The sequence below is a fragment of the Mesorhizobium sp. LNHC232B00 genome (assembly GCF_000502435.1).
Classification (GTDB): Bacteria; Pseudomonadota; Alphaproteobacteria; order Rhizobiales; family Rhizobiaceae; genus Mesorhizobium; species Mesorhizobium opportunistum.
This window is the reverse complement of record NZ_AYWP01000005.1, coordinates 141,142-158,530: the sequence shown is the minus strand read 5'-3', so window position 1 is coordinate 158,530 and position 17,389 is coordinate 141,142. Positions and strand designations below refer to the sequence as shown.

The 17,389-nt window shown below is 60.8% G+C and carries 13 protein-coding genes and 2 pseudogenes; 5 read left to right on the top strand and 10 right to left on the bottom strand.

The genetic code is table 11. From position 1 onward, the window contains the following. Nucleotides 1-5 precede the first annotated feature (5 nt). Nucleotides 6-830 carry a class I SAM-dependent methyltransferase gene (locus X743_RS159565; protein WP_023764968.1) on the bottom strand — a complete coding sequence of 275 codons (825 nt, stop codon included), beginning with the start codon at nucleotides 828-830 and terminating at the stop codon, nucleotides 6-8. Next, nucleotides 827-2,095 (bottom strand): glycosyltransferase family 4 protein, encoded by a 1,269-nt coding sequence (locus X743_RS159570; RefSeq protein ID WP_084555465.1) that lies wholly within the window; start codon nucleotides 2,093-2,095, stop codon nucleotides 827-829. The genes X743_RS159565 and X743_RS159570 overlap by 4 nt, the downstream gene beginning before the upstream one ends. A 102-nt stretch (nucleotides 2,096-2,197) precedes the next feature. On the opposite strand from X743_RS159570, the gene X743_RS159575 reads away from it, so the two are divergent. From X743_RS159575 to X743_RS159585, 5 genes and pseudogenes are all read left to right on the top strand, one after another. Then, the gene (locus X743_RS159575; RefSeq protein ID WP_023764966.1) at nucleotides 2,198-3,478 is read left to right on the top strand and encodes a nucleotide sugar dehydrogenase; all 1,281 of its coding nucleotides are present in this window, start codon (nucleotides 2,198-2,200) and stop codon (nucleotides 3,476-3,478) included. Between the two features lie 31 nt (nucleotides 3,479-3,509). Then, nucleotides 3,510-4,549 (top strand): annotated as a pseudogene (locus tag X743_RS01000000168805) (NAD-dependent epimerase). A 45-nt stretch (nucleotides 4,550-4,594) separates the two neighbouring features. Continuing rightward, entirely contained in the window at nucleotides 4,595-5,389 is a 795-nt protein-coding gene (locus tag X743_RS0135710; RefSeq protein WP_023764965.1) for a class I SAM-dependent methyltransferase, read from the top strand. A gap of 82 nt (nucleotides 5,390-5,471) precedes the next feature. Further along, complete coding sequence (gene asnB / locus X743_RS159580) at nucleotides 5,472-7,442, top strand: asparagine synthase (glutamine-hydrolyzing) (RefSeq protein ID WP_023764964.1); 1,971 nt, start codon at nucleotides 5,472-5,474, stop codon at nucleotides 7,440-7,442. A 187-nt stretch (nucleotides 7,443-7,629) separates the two neighbouring features. Next, the gene (locus X743_RS159585; RefSeq protein ID WP_023764963.1) at nucleotides 7,630-8,946 is read left to right on the top strand and encodes an O-antigen ligase; all 1,317 of its coding nucleotides are present in this window, start codon (nucleotides 7,630-7,632) and stop codon (nucleotides 8,944-8,946) included. A 151-nt stretch (nucleotides 8,947-9,097) separates the two neighbouring features. Here the strand turns inward: X743_RS159585 and X743_RS159590 are convergent. The 8 genes and pseudogenes from X743_RS159590 to X743_RS159625 form a co-directional block, all read right to left on the bottom strand. Continuing rightward, nucleotides 9,098-9,787, bottom strand: a pseudogene (locus X743_RS159590) (transposase); the annotation flags it as partial. 181 nt (nucleotides 9,788-9,968) lie between these two features. Beyond that, nucleotides 9,969-10,262, bottom strand: coding sequence for a hypothetical protein (locus tag X743_RS159595; protein WP_023764961.1), 294 nt, complete (start codon nucleotides 10,260-10,262; stop codon nucleotides 9,969-9,971). 76 nt (nucleotides 10,263-10,338) lie between these two features. Next, nucleotides 10,339-12,384: a flotillin family protein gene (locus X743_RS159600; protein WP_023764960.1), complete on the bottom strand. Its 2,046-nt coding sequence runs from the start codon at nucleotides 12,382-12,384 to the stop codon at nucleotides 10,339-10,341. A 578-nt stretch (nucleotides 12,385-12,962) separates the two neighbouring features. Then, nucleotides 12,963-13,265: a DUF982 domain-containing protein gene (locus X743_RS159605; RefSeq protein ID WP_023764959.1), complete on the bottom strand. Its 303-nt coding sequence runs from the start codon at nucleotides 13,263-13,265 to the stop codon at nucleotides 12,963-12,965. A 128-nt stretch (nucleotides 13,266-13,393) separates the two neighbouring features. After that, nucleotides 13,394-14,380, bottom strand: a complete 987-nt coding sequence (locus X743_RS159610; RefSeq protein WP_023764958.1) for a dipeptide ABC transporter ATP-binding protein — start codon at nucleotides 14,378-14,380, stop codon at nucleotides 13,394-13,396. Nucleotides 14,381-14,424: 44 nt separating this feature from the next. Then, nucleotides 14,425-15,384, bottom strand: a complete 960-nt coding sequence (locus X743_RS159615) for an ABC transporter ATP-binding protein (RefSeq protein WP_023764957.1) — start codon at nucleotides 15,382-15,384, stop codon at nucleotides 14,425-14,427. After that, on the bottom strand, nucleotides 15,381-16,352 hold the full coding sequence (locus X743_RS159620; protein WP_023764956.1) for an ABC transporter permease: 972 nt from the start codon (nucleotides 16,350-16,352) through the stop codon (nucleotides 15,381-15,383). Before X743_RS159620 ends, X743_RS159615 begins: the two co-directional genes overlap by 4 nt. Further along, nucleotides 16,352-17,368, bottom strand: coding sequence for an ABC transporter permease (locus X743_RS159625; RefSeq protein ID WP_023764955.1), 1,017 nt, complete (start codon nucleotides 17,366-17,368; stop codon nucleotides 16,352-16,354). The genes X743_RS159620 and X743_RS159625 overlap by 1 nt, the downstream gene beginning before the upstream one ends. Between the last annotated feature and the right edge of the window lie 21 nt (nucleotides 17,369-17,389).

Below are 17,389 nucleotides of genomic sequence, written 5' to 3'. Positions count from 1 at the left end.
GCGGCCTATCGGCCCTTCGGATTGCGGAAGAGAAATTCCGTGCAAGCTTCACCGGTGGATATCCTGACGAGCTCGAAATCGAACCGTTCCTTCAGGAAATCGATCACGGCGTTGTCGTCGGCAAACTCCATCGGCCAGCCGCCCAGCCAATCGCGGACGTCGGTCATGTAGCTCATGCCCCGCCCTTTTTTCTTCTCGTAGATTTGCTTTAAAAGATGCGGCAGTCGAAGTGGATTGCGGCCAAGGCCGAAGCGCCAGATGTACCAGTATTCCATCCTCCACCTTTGCCGAGGGTTGGCGGCATTGTATTGCCGCTTCACGTCGAGCCAGAATTGCGCGGAAGGCTTCACGACATTCGACGAATAGAGAGAGATGAAGAATAGGCCGCCGGGCGCTACCTTGCCCGCCGCATTCTCGATCGCTTCCCACATGGCGCCGGTGTGGTGGAGCACCCCCCACGAATAGACAAGGCTCCAGGTGCCGAGGGTCTCCAGATAGTCGGCGTCGAGTACGTCGCCTCTTTCGACGACCCAGTTTGGCGGATTCCCGGCCAACTTGCGCAGCTTGCCGGTTGTATCTACCGAAAGCGAATCAAAATCGAAGGAATGTATCCGATCCGCTTTCGCGTCGAAGGCGGCAAGCGAGTGCAACCCGCTGCCGCTTCCGATATCGAGAAAATCCATCCCTTCGAGGCTCTGTTTGCCCAAGAAGGACAAAAGCTTGTCGGCAGCTAGCTGCCGGCGTTCAGCCGAGTAGTGCTTGTCGACGAACGACGCCCAATTGGCTCCGAACTCGTACCGGTTCGACGATGGATTCCCTGCAAATGTCATTCTGCGGCTCGGTGCCCGATTTCGATGATTTCCATCATGTGAGCAGTAACTTTCTGAACATCGTAGCGCTGTTCGGCAATCGACCGGCTGTTCTTGGCCATGGATTCGGTTTCATCTGGGTTGTCAATCAGGCGGATCATGGCTTCAGCCAAGGGGGTAGTGCCGCCAACCGGCACCAGCAGGCCGTTAAACCCGGGTACGATCGGCGCGCGGCAACCCGGCGCATCCGTTGTGATCACCGGGCGCCCCATCGCCATGGCCTCCAAGACCGAGCGCGACGTCCCCTCGCGATAGGATGGAAGCACGAATATGCGCGAATCGGCGATCACTCGACGGACGTCTTCGACCGGCCCGTGATATCGGATGGTTCCGTCGGCGACCGCTGCCTCAACCTCCGACACTGGAAAGCCCGAAGGATTCGGATCTCTATCTCCGACCAAGTCGAAGCGAGCGTCAGGTCTGACTGCCTTAACCTGCTTTGCCGCACCAAGATACTCCGCGAGGCCTTTGTCACGAAGCAGGCGTGCAATCATAAGAAATCGTGGCTGCTCGGGTAATGGCGCGACTTTGAATCGGTCTAGATCGACTCCCGAACCGTTGACGACATTGGCTGGTGTGCGCCCGAGCAGGCCCTGGCGACGAAAGTCATCCCGGTCGTCGTCGTTCTGGAAGGTGACCGAGGTCGCAACCCGCAGGCTCGCGCCATAAAGAAGCCGAGCCACGGCATTGATCATCCTCCATCGGAGCGATTTGTGCCGGTCGGTGAACGCATAGCCGAGCCCGGTAATTAGCGCGTGCCGGCGGGGTATCCCCGCAATCAGGGCCGCGGGTATGCCATAGACGATCGGCTTGATCGCACAGCTCAGCACGATCCGAGGTTTGATTTGTCGCAGTTTGTTGTAAAGACGAAAGGCCAACAGCGTGTCGCCGAATGGAGCAATCGCGGCACGCTCCATCGGCAGCGGATGAAAACGGATGCCATTTTCGGTCAACCACCGAACGGTCATCGCGTCGACCGGCGCCAAGGCATGAACTTCGTATCCGGCATCGCGCAGCGCAACAAGAAAATGCCCCCGAGTGGTTGCCAGGGACTTGGGTTCGCTCACGACGACGACGATACGATTCATGCGGTCGATTTCTCGGGCCGATTGCTTCAAGCCAGTCGCCTGTTGTAAGTTTTTGAAGCTCGAAACCCAATCCTGCCGGATGTTATCCACAACATCGATCGTCATCGGCGGATGGAACACGAAATTGGTCTTGGGCATTTTTGAGTGGACACTTCTCTCTCCGCGGGCCCCTATCGTTGAATTGGCCCATGGCCTGCCATACAAGCACGTGGACTCGTAATCGATCTGAGGAATCCGCGGATGTCCGAGCGCGTTGCTGTTATCGGCTTGGGATATGTCGGGCTGCCCGTAGCCGTCGCGTTTGGCGAGGTTTTCCCCGACACGATAGCTTTCGACATCAGCGAACGGCGGATCCAGGAACTGCGTGGCGGCGTCGACCGCACTGGCGAGGTCGACCCGTTTGCGCTGAAGGAATCGTCGATCGTGCTTACGACCGACCGGGAGACGTTGAAAGGCGCGACGTTCTTCATCATTGCCGTGCCGACACCTATCGATGTCAACCGCGCTCCCGATCTTGCTGCTCTGAAACTGGCATCGGAGCTTGTCGGTGAAGTGGTGAGCAAAGGCGCGGTCATCGTGTTCGAATCGACGGTCTATCCAGGCGTGACCGAGGATTTCTGCGGGCCGATCATCGAGCGTGTTTCCGGCCTGCGTCATCCTCACGACTTCGCGCTCGGCTATTCGCCTGAACGGGCCAATCCCGGCGATCGGGAGCACTCGCTGCGACGGATCGTCAAAGTCGTATCCGGCGAGAACCCCGAAACGCTGGAGCGCGTGGCAAGCGTCTATGGCAGCATCATTGATGCAGGCGTCTACCGCGCCCCGTCGATAAAGGTCGCTGAAGCTGCGAAGGTGATCGAGAACACCCAGCGTGATCTGAACATCGCGCTGATGAATGAACTGGCCATGATCTTCGAGCGCCTTGATATCCGCACGCAGGACGTTCTTGATGCAGCAGCGACCAAATGGAACTTTCTCCCCTTCAAGCCAGGCTTCGTCGGCGGCCACTGCATCAGCGTCGATCCGTATTATCTGACCGCCAAGGCCGAAGCCGAGGGCTACCACCCGCAGATCATCCTCGCTGGCCGTCGCATCAATGATGGCATGGGGGCCTTTGTTGCCCAGCAGGTCGTCAAGCAGCTGATCCGCTCAGACATACCGGTCAAAGGAGCGTCTGTCGGCGTTCTCGGACTGACGTTTAAGGAGGACGTGCCGGATCTGCGCAACAGCCGCGTTTTCGACATGGTCAAGGAACTGAGGCAGTTCGGAATTGTCCCCAAAGTCCACGATCCTCTAGCCGATGCCGAAGCCGCCCGACGCGATCATGGCGAAACTATCCTGCCGCTCGCCGAAATAAGTGATTTGCAGGCGCTTGTTCTGGCGGTACCTCACAAGCATTATCTCGCTAGCGAAAGAGCGGATCTTTTTCAGATGATCAGGCCTGGTGGAACGTTGTTCGACATCAAGTCTGCCATCAAACCGAATGAAATTCCTGGCAACATAAAATATTGGAGCCTGTAAGGCTCCGCCTGAATTGACGCTAGGATATGCCGTGACATCAAGCAGGCCTGTTCTGATCACCGGCGCGGCCGGTTTCATCGGATTTCACTTTAGCCAGAGGCTGCTTGCCGAAGGCCGGCGGGTTATTGGCCTCGATTCCATGAATGAGTACTATGACGTCACCTTTGAAGCAGGCGAGACTTGAGCGGCTGAAAGGGTTCCCGGATTTTCATTTCGAGCATGTCGATCTCACCGACGGCAACCGCATCTCGACGCTGTTTGCGTCAACCGCTCCGGAGATCGTCGTTAATCTCTCGGCGCAAGCGGGTGTGCGCTATTCTCTCACCAATCCGCATGCGTATGTGGAAAGTAACCTCAGTGGCTTTCTCAACATCCTGGAGGGATGCCGGCACGCCTCGGTCGAGCATCTCGTCTACGCGTCATCGAGTTCGATCTATGGCGGCAGCACGCGCATGCCGTTTTCCGTGCATGATTCGGCTGACCATCCGCTCAGCCTCTATGCGGCCAGTAAGCCTCTATGCGGCCAGTAAGAAGGCAAACGAGCTGATGGCCCATACCTACAGCCATCTGTTTGCCCTGCCGACGACAGGATTGCGCTTCTTCACCGTCTATGGTCCGTGGGGACGGCCCGACATGGCCTTGTTCATTTTCGCCAAGGACATCCTCGCCGGCGAACCGATCGACGTCTTCAACCATAGCAACATGCAGCGGGACTTCACTTATATCGACGACATTGTCGAAGGCATTGCCCGCGTTATGCGCCTGCCCGCGACAGCCAATCCGGAGTGGAAAAGCGCCGCGCCGGATCCGGCGACCAGCAACGCGCCGTTCAGGATCTACAACATCGGCGGCAATTCGCCGGTTCAACTGATCCGGTTGATCGAGGTGCTGGAGGACGCGCTTGGCCGCAAGGCAAAACGCAACCTCATGCCGCTGCAGCCGGGCGAGGTGCCTGCAACTTTCGCCGATGTCAGCTCGCTTGAGGAGGCGACCGGTTTCAGGCCGGAGATTCCCATCGAGATCGGGGTTCCGCGCTTTGTCGAATGGTATCGGCAGTTCTATCGGGTATGATCCGCAGAGTCGACGCCTCGCAAAAAGGACGACAGGGGGAGGCTCATGAACGCACGCTATGATTTCGGCCGCAACTGGTCCGAGCTTGCCGCGCGTTTCGAGAACGAACACCTCAACCGGGCTTGCGAGGATCTTCGCCGCCTGCTGGGTGATCTTGAGGGCAAGACATTTCTCGACATTGGCTGCGGATCGGGGCTGCATTCAGCGGCAGCGTTCCGACTGGGCGCGGCGAAAGTCACGGCCCTCGACTATGACGCGGACTGCGTCGAAACGACCAAGGCCGTCCTGTCCCGGTTCGCGCCGGAAGCCGATTGGAGTGTCAAGCGGGCCGATGTCCTTGACAGGACCTCGCTTCCAGCCGGGACGTTCGACGTCGTCTATTCATGGGGCGTCCTGCACCATACCGGAGACATGTGGACAGCGATCGGCAACGCCGCCGGCTTTGTCGGCCGCGGTGGGCGATTGGGCATTGCGATCTACCTGAAGACACCGCTGTGCGGATTGTGGGCGGTCGAAAAGAGACTCTATGCCTCGCATAGATGGCTGAGGCCCCCGGTCAAGGCGCTGTTTGTCTCGGCCTACATGGCGGCAAGGACGCTGCGCCACCGTGACCCGTTCTCGTTTGTAAAGAACTACCGCGCGCGCCGAGGCATGGAATTCCTGGCGGACGTCGACGACTGGCTTGGCGGCTATCCCTATCAATCCACCTCGTCCAGCGAGTTGGAGATGACCGTGGAGAACCTTGGGTTTCGCACGAAACGACGTTTTAATGTAATGCCTGGAATTGGCCTGTTCGGCACCGGCTGTGGTGAATGGTGTTTCGAGCGAGCGGATTTATAGCAACGGGGTTCTTCTCACTTCGAGTTCGCGCCATAGAGGGGAAGAAACCTGAGCAAGCCAAATATGGAGCAGTAAGCGCCAGATGTGCGGTATCGTCGGTATTGTGGGTGGAGCGGCCGCGACGAGCAGCGGCAGCCTCACCGTGCGTCGCATGGCGGACAGGATCCGGCATCGCGGACCGGACGGCGACGGCGTCTGGACCGACGCGGAGGCCGGTATCGCCCTAAGCCAGCGCCGGCTGGCTATCATCGACCTATCGTCGGCTGGCGCGCAGCCGATGATCTCCCACAGTGGCCGCTACGTCATCGTCTTCAACGGGGAGATCTACAATCAGGGCGAGATGCGGGCGCATCTCGACCAGCAATTTGGCGTCCATGCCTGGCGCGGGCATTCGGACACTGAGGTCTTCCTGGCCGCTATCGAAGAGCTTGGAACCAACAAAGCGCTTGAATTGGCAGTCGGCATGTTTGCGTTTGGCGTTTGGGACCGGCGCGAGAGAACGCTGGTTCTCGGGCGCGATCGCCTGGGGGAGAAGCCGCTCTATTACGGCCGGGTCGGCAAGGCCTTCGCGTTTGCCTCGGAACTCAAGGCCTTTCAGCCGCTGCCGGACTGGTGCCCGGAGATAGACCGCAATGCGCTGGCGCTGATGATGCGCCACAACTACATCCCCGCGCCCTACAGCATTTACCAAGGCATCCGAAAGTTGAGGCCCGGCCATTTTCTCGTCCTTTCCGGTCCTATGCATGAGCCGCACGTCGAGAATTATTGGAGTACCCGCGATGTCGCAGAGCAAGGTCGGCGCGACCCTTTCGAGGGCAGCCCCGAAGAGGCGGTCGACGAGGTCGAGCGTCATCTTCGCCGCGCGCTCGAAGGACAGATGATCGCCGACGTGCCGCTCGGCGCCTTCCTGTCGGGCGGCATCGATTCTTCCGCAGTCGTTTCGGTCATGCAGTCGATCAGCGCGCGGCCGGTGCGCACCTTTACGATCGGCTTCAATGAAGCGGGCTACAACGAGGCGGACCATGCCAAGCAGGTGGCGCACCACCTCGGCACCGATCATACCGAGCTCTATGTCAGCCAGCGCGACGCGCTTGATGTCGTACCGCAACTGCCCGGCATATATTGCGAGCCGTTCTCCGACTCCTCGCAAATCCCGACTTTCCTCGTCTCGAAACTGGCACGTGGCAGCGTTACCGTGGCGTTGTCGGGCGACGGCGGCGACGAGCTGTTCTCCGGCTACACCCGCTACGCGCTCGCCGATGCATTCTGGAACAAGCTGTCGCGCATCCCGGTCGGCCTGCGCCGCGCGTCGGCCAGCCTGGCGACGCTGCCGTCACCCGAGCTCTACAACAACGTCGCGGGCGGCATCATGCCGATCTTGCCGCAACGCCTGCGCCGCGAACGCGTCGGCGACAAGATCCATAAGGCCGCGTCCGTGTTTTCGCTGGCAAGCATGGACGATGTCTACCGTCGCCTCTGCTCGCACTGGGAACCGACCCAGATCATCCCGGGTGCCGTCGAGCCGCCGACCATGCTGACGGGTCTGGAAGCGCTTCCGGACTTGCCGGGCAATGTCGAGCGGATGATGTACCTCGATATCATGAGCTATCTGCCGGATGACATCCTGGTGAAAGTCGACCGCGCCGCCATGGCCGTCAGCCTCGAGGCCCGCGTGCCGCTGCTCGACCACCGCCTCATAAGCTTCGCACTGTCGCTGCCGCTTTCCATTCTGCGCGCCGGCGGCCAGACGAAGTGGCCGCTCAGGCAGCTGCTTTACCGGCATGTTCCCAAAGCCCTTGTCGAACGTCCCAAGATGGGCTTTGGCGTGCCTATCGACGCCTGGCTGCGCGGCGCGCTGCGCGAATGGGCCGAGGCGTTGCTCGACGAGCGCCGGTTGCGCGAAGACGGGTTCTTCCGGCCCGAAGCGATCCGGCGCGCCTGGTCCGAACACCTCTCCGGACACCGCAACAACCAGTACCTGCTTTGGGACGTGCTAATGTTCCAGTCCTGGCGGGAGGTAACCCAGGGCGCTTCGGCGGCGGTGGCGGCCTGAGCAAGCGTCGCGGCCGGGCCGGTTTGGTTTTGCCGCATCCGCTCACGCAACCGGGTAAAAGAAGCGACAGTTCCACACTACCGAACCCCAAAGCGAGCAGCTATACGAAGGTGGGGCAGTGGGGCGAGGTAAGCGAGGATCGTTCGGAAGATTCTCGCGCGACCTCGATGATCGCGAAGCAAAGGCATTGAACCTGTTTACATCGCTCCGGCTCCGGCGCCCGCTCACGGCGGCACAGGTCAACCGCTACTTCTCGATCGCCTGCTTCTTTTCGCCACCGGTGCTCGGATCCGTAGTGGCCTTTGTCTTTCATGGCGGCGCGTTCTGGTCGCTGGTGCTGCTCTTTTCCGGGCGCCGCCGCTTGAACATCGACCGGCCAATGCTTGCCATGACCATCGCGATCTATGCCTATTGTGCGGCGCAGGTGCTGGCGTCGACCGTCAACGGCACGCTGCGCGCCGACGTCACACATTTCCTGCCTCTGGTCACCTTGTTGTTGTTTCCGGTCTCGTATTCGACCTGGAGCATTACCGACAAGGCGATCTTGGCGCGCATCGCTGTGCGCGCCAGCGCGGCGGCATGCGTCGGAGCGCTGGTGTTGGCAATCGTCCAATATCACTGGTTCGGAATGCCGAGGGTAGAAGGAGGAGCCGGAAATCCGATCGTGTTTGCGACGGTCACCTGCCTTGCCGTGATGATGTGCCTTGCGGGCGTCCTGTCAGGCCTTGAGAAAGCCTGGAAGCCGCTCACCGCCGCAGCGCTCGCCGGCATCGTGGCGACCATCTACTCGGGCTCGCGAATGATTTGGGTGGCCTTGCTCATCGCGGTTGTAGCCGTCCTTGTGATCAATCGCCAAAGGGTCTGCCGATCAGATATGAGACAGTTGCTCGTGATTGCCGGCGCCTCGACGCTGCTCATCGCGGCAATTATGTCTCCAATCATCGTCGATCGCACACATGTCCTGTACGATAACTGGAATGCCCTCGCCACCAAAGGCGACTATACCACCCCGCTCGGGTTGAGGGTTGGGTTGTGGGACATCGGGCTCGACGCCTTTCGCCAAGCGCCTGTTTTTGGTCATGGAATGGCCGCCAGCCGGGTGCTTTCAAGGCAGGGATTCAAACAGCACTTTGGGGCGAACGAAGGCTTCAACCACTTTCACAATGGCTTTCTGACGGCGTTGGTGCAGGCCGGGCTCGCAGGTGCGCTAACACTGGCTGCAATCTTCGCCGTGGCGGTATGGAATGCGACAAGGGTCCTGCGTATCAATCCCGATCCGTTGGAGCGCTTCGGCGCCACCATGATTGTGGTCACCGTCATAATATACATTGGTGGTGGCCTGACAGGCATCCTTGTCGGCCACGATATTCTTGACACGACGCTGATGGTCTTGCTGGTTTCCGGAACATACCTGGCTTGCGGGCAGACAATTTCGCCGATCCGCAAGAGTCGGCCAACGAATCAACCGTCTGCTTTTAGGAGGCACCAAGATGGGAGCGAATGACCTACTTGCTGAAGGGTTTCGGGTGCCGTCAGGCGTACGAAAGCCTCTCATGCAGGAACCCGCGATCAGTAGGCGGTGAGCTATGGGGATTTGTGTTTCGAGGTGTGGCGGCGTCTGTCGTGAACGTCCGCGCGCGGTGCTGTCAGGGCGGCATCGCCTCGGGACCGGCGAAGGGCGGCTTGGCATAGACCACCCAGCGCTTCTTCTTGAAGGGGGCCAGGTGGCGTAGGAAGGCCCGTCGCTCGGCGAGGTGCGCCATCGATCCGAAGAAAGCGAGCCGTCCGGCATCGTGCAGTGCGATCAGCCGGGCGAGGAACAGGCGGCGGAACAGCTTGCCGAGCACGCGTACCGGAAGGAGCAAGGCCGGGCGCGAGGAGACCCAGCGGGTCCCGTCGAGCGCGATGCCACCGCCCGGCACGATCATGTGCACGTGCGGATGGTGCGTCATTGCCGAGCCCCATGTGTGGAGCACGGCGGTGATGCCGATGCGCGCGCCGAGATGCTTGGGATCAGCCGCGATCGTCACCATCGTCTCCGACGCCGCGCGGAACAGCAGGTCGTAGACCATCGCCTTGTTGTGGAAGGCGATGTCGGTGACTTCGGCCGGCAGCGTGAACACGACATGGAAGCAGCCGACCGGCAGCAGGTCGGCTTCGCGCTCGGCGAGCCATGTCCGCGCGGCCGCGCCCTGGCACTTGGGACAGTGCCGGTTGCGGCAGCTGTTGTAGGCGATCCGCCATTGGCCGCAGTCCTCGCAGGCCTCGACGTGACCGCCAAGGGCTGAGGCGCAAGGCAGAAAATTTTGAAATGCTTCCAAGAACCCGGGGGAATTGGAGGCCAGATCGGATGTTGCGGCCAATGGATATCGTCGCGAACGTCCGCAATGAAGCGGCAATTCTCGGCGGCGAAAGAGGGTCCGAATCGGACTGTCAGCGGCTCTGTCGTGGGAACGAAAAAGGAAGAGAAGCAGAACTTTCGTGTGCGATTTTTGCACACGGTATCCCGCAACTATTTGATATTACTTACCTATCCGCCCCATCCATCATCGGGGCAATGGCAAGCTCTTGATTGTTCAGCATTTGAAAACTTTTGGCCAACTCATGGACCTTCATATCGACGACATGTGCGATGTAGGCAAGTCCCCTTGCCGCTCCAAGGCCGCAGCCTTCGATGTGCTCCAAAGACATCTTGGAAATGCAATATCGCGGCCCTCGATCGTCGAGCCTGTTGATCTCGCGCGTATCGCCTAAGAGGCTTGGCCTTGTGTTGGCAAAGATTCGGGCCACCCTGGTGTGGTTGGACGGATCGGCCGGCATGAGTGGATTCCTGCGCCTCGCCGCCGCATGTTTCGGCAGAGCGCAAAATGGGCCGGAACAACCGGCCCATCCTCAATCATTCCTCCTCAACGGGTGCCGGGATCTCATCCGGTAGGTTTTGCGGTCCGACCCGGTCGGCGACGAGCATCGAAAGCATCATCTCCACAAGGCCATTGGCAGACCCCTTATCGCCACCGGTAGCGCCCATCTGGATCTGCGGCACCAGCGGGATCCTGCCATTCTCGATCGCCTCGGCGAAGCGCATGAGAACCTGCGAGTTGAGCTGATAGTCCGGGCCGCCGAAGGCTGCGACCTTCTTCTCGGTGGCCTCGGCCTCCGCCAGACCGATGGCACGCACCCTCTCGGCGTCCGCGAAACCGGTCGCCTTGATGCGTTCGGCATCTGCAAGCGCGATGGCCTTGATCATGTCGGCCTCGCCTTGGCCGCCGAGGCGCACCTTCTCGGCCTCTGCCTTGGCGGTGACCTGAATGGTTTCCGCCTGCTGGCGGGTGCGGGCGAGTTGCGCCTTGCCCTCGTTCTCACTGATCTCGATGGTAAGTGCCGACGTCGTGATCTTGGCTTGCTGTTCGGCGAGCGCCTCCTTCTCGCGCAACGTGCGTTCCTGGATGGCCGCCGCCTCCTGCAATTTATAAGTCTCGACCTTTTCGACCGCGATCTGGCGCTCGCGGAGCTGGATCAGTATCTGCTCTATGCTGTTCTGGCCATTGGCGGCACGGGGCGTACCAATCAACACTTCTTGCAGCTCGAGACTGTAGGAATTGAATTTTTCGCGCATCTCCTCGCCCGATTTGCGCTGGATATCGCTACGCTCCTGCAAAAGCTGGATCAGCGTCTTTGTCTGGGCGATATTCTTGAAGTAAGCAGAAACCATCGGATCGAGCGTTTGTTCGACCAGCCGCTTGATATCACCGAAACGCTGCACCACCAGTGGCGCCTTCATATAGTCGATATGCACGACGACGGAGAGCGGCAGCACAGGCTCGAACGCATCCTTGGTGATCAATGACACTTCGGACAGGTTCTCGTCCAGCCTGTGTTCGCCAAACTGCTCCTTCGTCCATTTGAGCACGAAGTTGGTGGTCGGCACGATGATGATATTGCCGGCATAGGTATTGAACGCATATTTGCCTGGCAGTAGCGGCGTTGACCAGACACCGCGTGAGCCGATTTCGACCAGCTCGCCGTGACGGTATGCCTGCCCTGAAATATCCGTGCCATGGCGGCCGTTATAGGAGACGACGACACCAACCGTGCCAACATCAATGATCGTCTTCTCGACCAGTTCGACGGTCGCGAAAATGCGATTGAGGAAGTAGCTGCCGTCGGCCAGCACCTGCAACTGCCGGCCACGGTAGCCACCGGCATTGAGAAACTTCTCAGGGTCCTGAAAATTGTTGTGGAAGTTCGGGTCGTTCGGATCATTGGCAACGGTCGGTGCGATGATCTCGCCGTCCGGTAGGGCCGGACCGTCATGGATGGTGACGATGCCGATCATGTCCTCGGCATTGTGGATGACGACTGGCTCAAAGCCGCCCCGCTCCGAGATCATGCTGGACATATTGGTAAAAAGGTTTTGTTCCGACGAACTCAGATTAACAGAATAGATCGACTGGGCGGTCAGCACGATGAATTGTGCGAGATTGATAGCATAGGTGCCTTCACGCAAGATCTTGCGTTGCGGTCCTTTCTGTCCGCCTTTTTCGAGAAAGCCGCGCACATCCTGGAAATCATCGGCTTCGGTATTGGAAGCAAGTGTCTGCGTCGGAGGCAGCGGCTTGCCATCACGGGCAAAGACATAGCCGATCTGACCCTGCGGAATGGTGACAAGGTTGGCGCGATGCATCGAATATTGGAACGGCATGAAGAAATGCAGGCCACCGCGCACGACCTCCGGCTGGTAGCCGGCCTCACGGTTGAGCGCGATGAAGCCATTACTTACGGAGCCCCGGAAACTCCATAGTTTTTCCAAGATGCCGAGCCTGTCGTTTGAGATGTAGCGGACCACGCCGCTGCACCAGAACAGGATTGCCAGCACGATGGCCAGCACGGCTATCTCGATCGCCATCCATTCCATCGGGCCGACATATTGTAGGGCTTCCATCTGCTGTCTCCTATGGGCGCGCGGGTTCGTTCACCCGCCGGCCACCCGGTTGGTGTTGATTGATGAAGCGGGGAGATTGCGCAGCGACATGCTCGGCGCACTAAGGGCGTCGAATGTTTGGGCTGCTCTTTGGATGAGAAAATAACCGCGCATCCCGAGTCCCCAGTGAGGGGAAGCGCGTGGTCGTGAGCTATGTCACATCGGTGTTGCCTTGACAGACATTACAGCAAATGACGTAGGGATCGCGACAACAGGTTTAAAGATGCTCCGCGTAGAAATCGTATAAGTATTTCCAAACGTTTTTATTTCGAAAGCGTGGTGATTGGCTTCTATAAATTGGCAAGAGCGCGAAATGGCGCTCTCGACGTCTTAGAACCGTCGGCCCTCCGATCCGACCGCCTGGGAAGATGGCACGCTCAGCCGGGCCGCCTTCAGCGCCCGATGAATCTGTGTCGGGCTTCGTGGCGCTTGGCAACTCCAGATCGCTATTCCGCGACGTGGGGAACATGGCCGCCGCGCGCCAACGCATCCCCGCGCGCTATCACGACGCGAAGGCTACGCCTGTGAAGCCATGGCTCCTAACGCCGCAGCGCGTATATGTCCGCCCTGTTTTCGCCGGCTACGGGCAACGCCATGTCATCGTCCAGAAGCCGCGTGATCCGGGCAAAGCCGGTGAACGCCTTCCTTGCTTCTTCGGCTGACATCTGGCCCGACAACGCGGCCGCGCAGCAATTCAACGCGCACTGATACACAGGCCCGCGCCGGCCCGTCGGCCATTTGCGCAAGAAAACCATCGCCTCGGCGACATTATCCACTTCTTCTACAGGATGCCCCTGCCCGCGCGAAATCCGCACGGGCGAAAAGAAATGCAGGTAGTCCATTGGTTCCTCCCGGTCGATCGCAATGCGTGCGATCGAACCGATTGAAACGCGCGGCTTGGCGGTTGGTTCCACGCAGAAGATGGAATTTTCGGAAATCTGTCGGCCATCGTGCGCCGATGGGCTGCGGGCTATACCGTCGGAAAGTGGCAGGCCACCTTGCGGCCCGGTCGATATTCCCTCAACTCCGGCCGCTCGGTGCGGCAGCGCTCCGCCGCGATCGGGCATCGTGGGTGGAAACGGCACCCGGATGGCGGCTTGAGCGGGCTCGGCACGTCGCCGGTCAGGATGATGCGCTTGCGCGTCCCGCTGGGCGTCGTCTCCACGACGGGAACCGCCGAGATCAGCGCCTGGCTGTAGGGATGGGCAGGCGTTGCGAACACCTCTTCCGCCGGACCTTCCTCGACGATCGAGCCGAGATACATGACCGCGATGCGGGTCGACACCTGGCGCACCACCGACAGGTCATGGGCGATGAAGATATAGGTGAGGTTGAGCTTTTCCTGCAGGTCGGCAAGCAGGTTGACGATCTGCGCCTGCACCGACACGTCGAGCGCGGAGACGGGTTCGTCCAGCACGACCAGATCGGGGTTGAGGGCAATCGCCCGTGCAATGCCGACACGCTGGCGCTGCCCGCCGGAAAATTCGTGCGGGAACCGCATGACGTGATCCGGCAACAGCCCGACGAGGTCGAACAGTTCGGCAACACGCGCGGTGATCTCGCGAGACGAAAGCTTGCCGTGGATGCGCAGCGGCTCGGCCACCAGGTCGCCGACACGACGGCGCGGATTGAGCGAGGCCGACGGGTCCTGGAAGACCATTTGCAGGCGCCGCCGCAGCGGCCTGAGTTCGGAGAGCGACTTCGAGGTGATGTCGTCACCTTCGAACAGAAGCGTGCCGTCCGTGATGTCGTAGAGCCTTACCAGGCAGCGCGCCAGCGTGGACTTTCCGCATCCGGATTCGCCGACCAGCCCGACAGTCTCGCCGCGCCGAACCGTCAGCGAAACATTGTCGACCGCATGGACGGTTCGCCTGCCTTCCGCCGAAAACCGGGTGCCGATCGAGAAGCGCTTTCCCAGCGAACGCGTCTCGAGGATTGGCTGATCCCTGTCGGTCATCGGTTCCTTGTCGGCCATCGATTCTTTGTCGATCATCGATCCGCTCATGCCTGCACCGCCCGGAAGCATGCGGCGGCGTGGGCTCCAGCCCCGAGGTCGGGCTTGCCGGTCACGCAGGGTTCGTAGTGGACCGGGCAACGCGGACCGAAAGCGCAGCCCTGCGGCAAGCGCAGCAGCGACGGCGGCGAGCCGGGAATGGCCGGCAGGCGGCGCGGTTTTTCACCGGTCAGCGGCGGGATCGAACCGAGCAGCGCACGCGTATAGGGATGTCGCGGGTCGGAAAACAGTTCCATGCGGCTGCCGCGTTCCACCACGCGGCCCGCATACATGACCATGACGCGGTCGGCGAGTTCGGAGACCACGCCCATGTCATGGGTGATGAAGACGACCGCCGACTTGTGCGTTGCGCGCAGCTTGCGCACGAGATCGAGAATGCCGGCCTGCACCGTCACGTCGAGCGCGGTGGTCGGCTCGTCCGCCACCAGCAGGGCCGGATTGCACGACAGCGCCATTGCGATCACCGCCCGCTGGCGCATGCCGCCGGAAAGCTGGTGCGGGTAGCGCGACATCGCCTCGTGCGGGTTGGGAAAGTTCACCTCGGCCAGCAGTTCCTCGACGCGCTCCATTGCTTTGGATTTGCTGATATTTCGATGTGCGCGGATCTGCTCGGCGATCTGCCAGCCGATCGTGTAGACCGGCGTCAGTGCCGTCATCGGGTCCTGGAAGATCATCGCGATCTCGTTGCCGCGCAGGCGCCGGAGTTCACGCGCCGGCAGTCCCACCAACTCGCGGCCCTTGTAACGGATCGAGCCCTCGATGACGGCATTGGGGTCGGTGATGAGGCCCATCACGGCCAGCAGCGATACGGTCTTGCCGGAACCGGATTCGCCGACGACGCCGAGAATCTCGCTTTCCCCAAGATCGAAGGAAACGCCGTCGATGGCCCGTACCAGGCCGTCATCGGTCCGGAAGGATACTCTGAGGTCACGCACCGACAGTATCATGACGTCCTCAGGCGGGGATCGAGGAGGATGTAGACGAAATCGACCACCGCATTGGCGATGACCACGAACATGGAAGCATACATCACCGTTGCCATGATCATCGGCAGATCGAGATTCTGCAGCGCGTCATAGGTGAGCTTGCCGATGCCGTGCAGCCCGAACACCACCTCCGTCAGTAAGGCGGAGCCACCCACCAGCGCGCCGAAATCGAGACCGAACAGCGTGACGAATGCGATGAGCGACGTGCGCAGCGCGTGGCGCAGCAGGATGCGGGTTTCCGACAGGCCCTTGGCGCGGGCCGTGCGGATATAGTCTTCCTGCAGGGATTCGATGATCGCCGCGCGCAGCACGCGCCCATAGATGCCGATGTAGAGAATGGCCAGCGTGATCCACGGAATGACCAGCGTCAGGAACCAGCCCTTGGGATCGTCCGAGAAATTCTTGTAGCCGAGCGGCGGTACCCAGGAGAACAGCCAACTGTCGTGGTAACGGCTCTGGGTGATCAGGTTCATCACCTCGCCCAGCCAATAGACCGGCATGGAAATGCCGAGCAGTCCAACCGCCATCAGAACCTTGTCCAGCCAGCTGTCGCGCGTGGCCGCGGCGATGATGCCGATGATGATGGACACCACCACCCACAAGATCGCCGCGCCGAACACCAGCGACAGCGTGACCGGGATCGAATCCAGCACGGCCGGCACCACCTTCCAGCCGCGGTTGACGAAGGAGGTCAGATCGCCGGTGACGAAGATCTTCTCCATCATCGTCACGTACTGGACGTAGAGCGGCCGGTCGAAGCCGAAGCTGTGGCGCACCGCCTCCAGCACTTCGGGCGACGCGTTGCGGCCGGCGATGCGCGCCGCCGGATCGGCGCCCGGCGTCGCGAAGAAGATCAGGAAGACGATGACCGAGATGCCGAACATCACGAACAGCATCTGACCGAAGCGGCGCAGGATCGCGTAGATCATCAGTCGCGCCCCAGCCGAACCTTGGAGCGTGGGTCGAGCGCGTCGCGCAGGCCGTCACCGAAGACGTTGAGCGCCATGACGGACACGGCGATCGCCAGGCCCGGCGCCAGCGCCACCAGTGGCCGCGTATAGAGCAATGCCTGTCCGTCCTGGATGATGGTGCCCCAGCTCGCCGCCGGCGGCTGCACGCCGATCGACAGGAAGGAGAGCGCCGATTCCGTCAGCATGTTCAGCGCCATCATCAGCGGCACGAAGACGATGAGCGTGGTGGTGATGTTGGGCAGGATATCGCGCCACAGGATGCGCCATCCCGGCACGCCCAGATTGACCGCGGCGTGCACGAATTCGCTGTGGCGCAGCGACAGGACCTGCCCGCGTATCGGACGCGCCACATAAGGCACGTAGACGATGCCGATGATGATGACCGGCAGCCACAGGCTGCCGGACTCGATCTCGATCGGCCCGATCGAAATACCCTGCGCGATGGTGACGATGGAAAGCGAAATCGCCAGAAGATAGATCGGAAAGGCCCACAGCACATCCAGCAAGCGCGACAGCACCGTATCGGTGATGCCGCCGAAATAGCCGGCGATCAGTCCCGCCGACGTGCCGAGGATCAAGGTGAAGATGGTCGCGGCGCCGGAAATCAGCAACGAGATCAGTCCGCCATAGAGCATTCTTGCCATGACGTCGCGTCCCTGGCTGTCGGCGCCGAGGAAGTAGTTGCCGAGCCGCCAGGTCGGGCCGAGCGGCGTGTAGCCAAGCCCGAGCCCCTCCGTCGACGGCTCCATCACCGCGACGTCGGCGCCGTCGATCTGGATGACGGCGTCGAGCGTCGAGGCGAAAGGGTCGACTTGCGCCCAGTGCGCATAGAGAGGCGCACTGACGCAAGCCAGGACAATGAGAAGGAACACGGCCAAGGACGCCATGGCAGCCCTGTTCCTTGCCAACTTCGCAAACGCGACGGCCCAGGGCCCTCGCGTTTTGCGCGGCATGGCAGCGACTTGGTTCGACACGGACGCGCCCCTCCGCGGTTC

What these genes read in the sequence shown, in the direction of transcription:
- X743_RS159565 (WP_023764968.1), bottom strand. Translation starts at nt 830, where the DNA reads ATGACATTTGCAGGGAATCCATCGTCGAACCGGTACGAGTTCGGAGCC.
- X743_RS159570 (WP_084555465.1), bottom strand. Translation starts at nt 2,095, where the DNA reads ATGCCCAAGACCAATTTCGTGTTCCATCCGCCGATGACGATCGATGTT.
- X743_RS159575 (WP_023764966.1), top strand. Translation starts at nt 2,198, where the DNA reads ATGTCCGAGCGCGTTGCTGTTATCGGCTTGGGATATGTCGGGCTGCCC.
- X743_RS0135710 (WP_023764965.1), top strand. Translation starts at nt 4,595, where the DNA reads ATGAACGCACGCTATGATTTCGGCCGCAACTGGTCCGAGCTTGCCGCG.
- asnB (WP_023764964.1), top strand. Translation starts at nt 5,472, where the DNA reads ATGTGCGGTATCGTCGGTATTGTGGGTGGAGCGGCCGCGACGAGCAGC.
- X743_RS159595 (WP_023764961.1), bottom strand. Translation starts at nt 10,262, where the DNA reads ATGCCGGCCGATCCGTCCAACCACACCAGGGTGGCCCGAATCTTTGCC.
- X743_RS159600 (WP_023764960.1), bottom strand. Translation starts at nt 12,384, where the DNA reads ATGGAAGCCCTACAATATGTCGGCCCGATGGAATGGATGGCGATCGAG.
- X743_RS159605 (WP_023764959.1), bottom strand. Translation starts at nt 13,265, where the DNA reads ATGGACTACCTGCATTTCTTTTCGCCCGTGCGGATTTCGCGCGGGCAG.
- X743_RS159610 (WP_023764958.1), bottom strand. Translation starts at nt 14,380, where the DNA reads ATGACCGACAGGGATCAGCCAATCCTCGAGACGCGTTCGCTGGGAAAG.
- X743_RS159615 (WP_023764957.1), bottom strand. Translation starts at nt 15,384, where the DNA reads ATGATACTGTCGGTGCGTGACCTCAGAGTATCCTTCCGGACCGATGAC.
- X743_RS159620 (WP_023764956.1), bottom strand. Translation starts at nt 16,352, where the DNA reads ATGATCTACGCGATCCTGCGCCGCTTCGGTCAGATGCTGTTCGTGATG.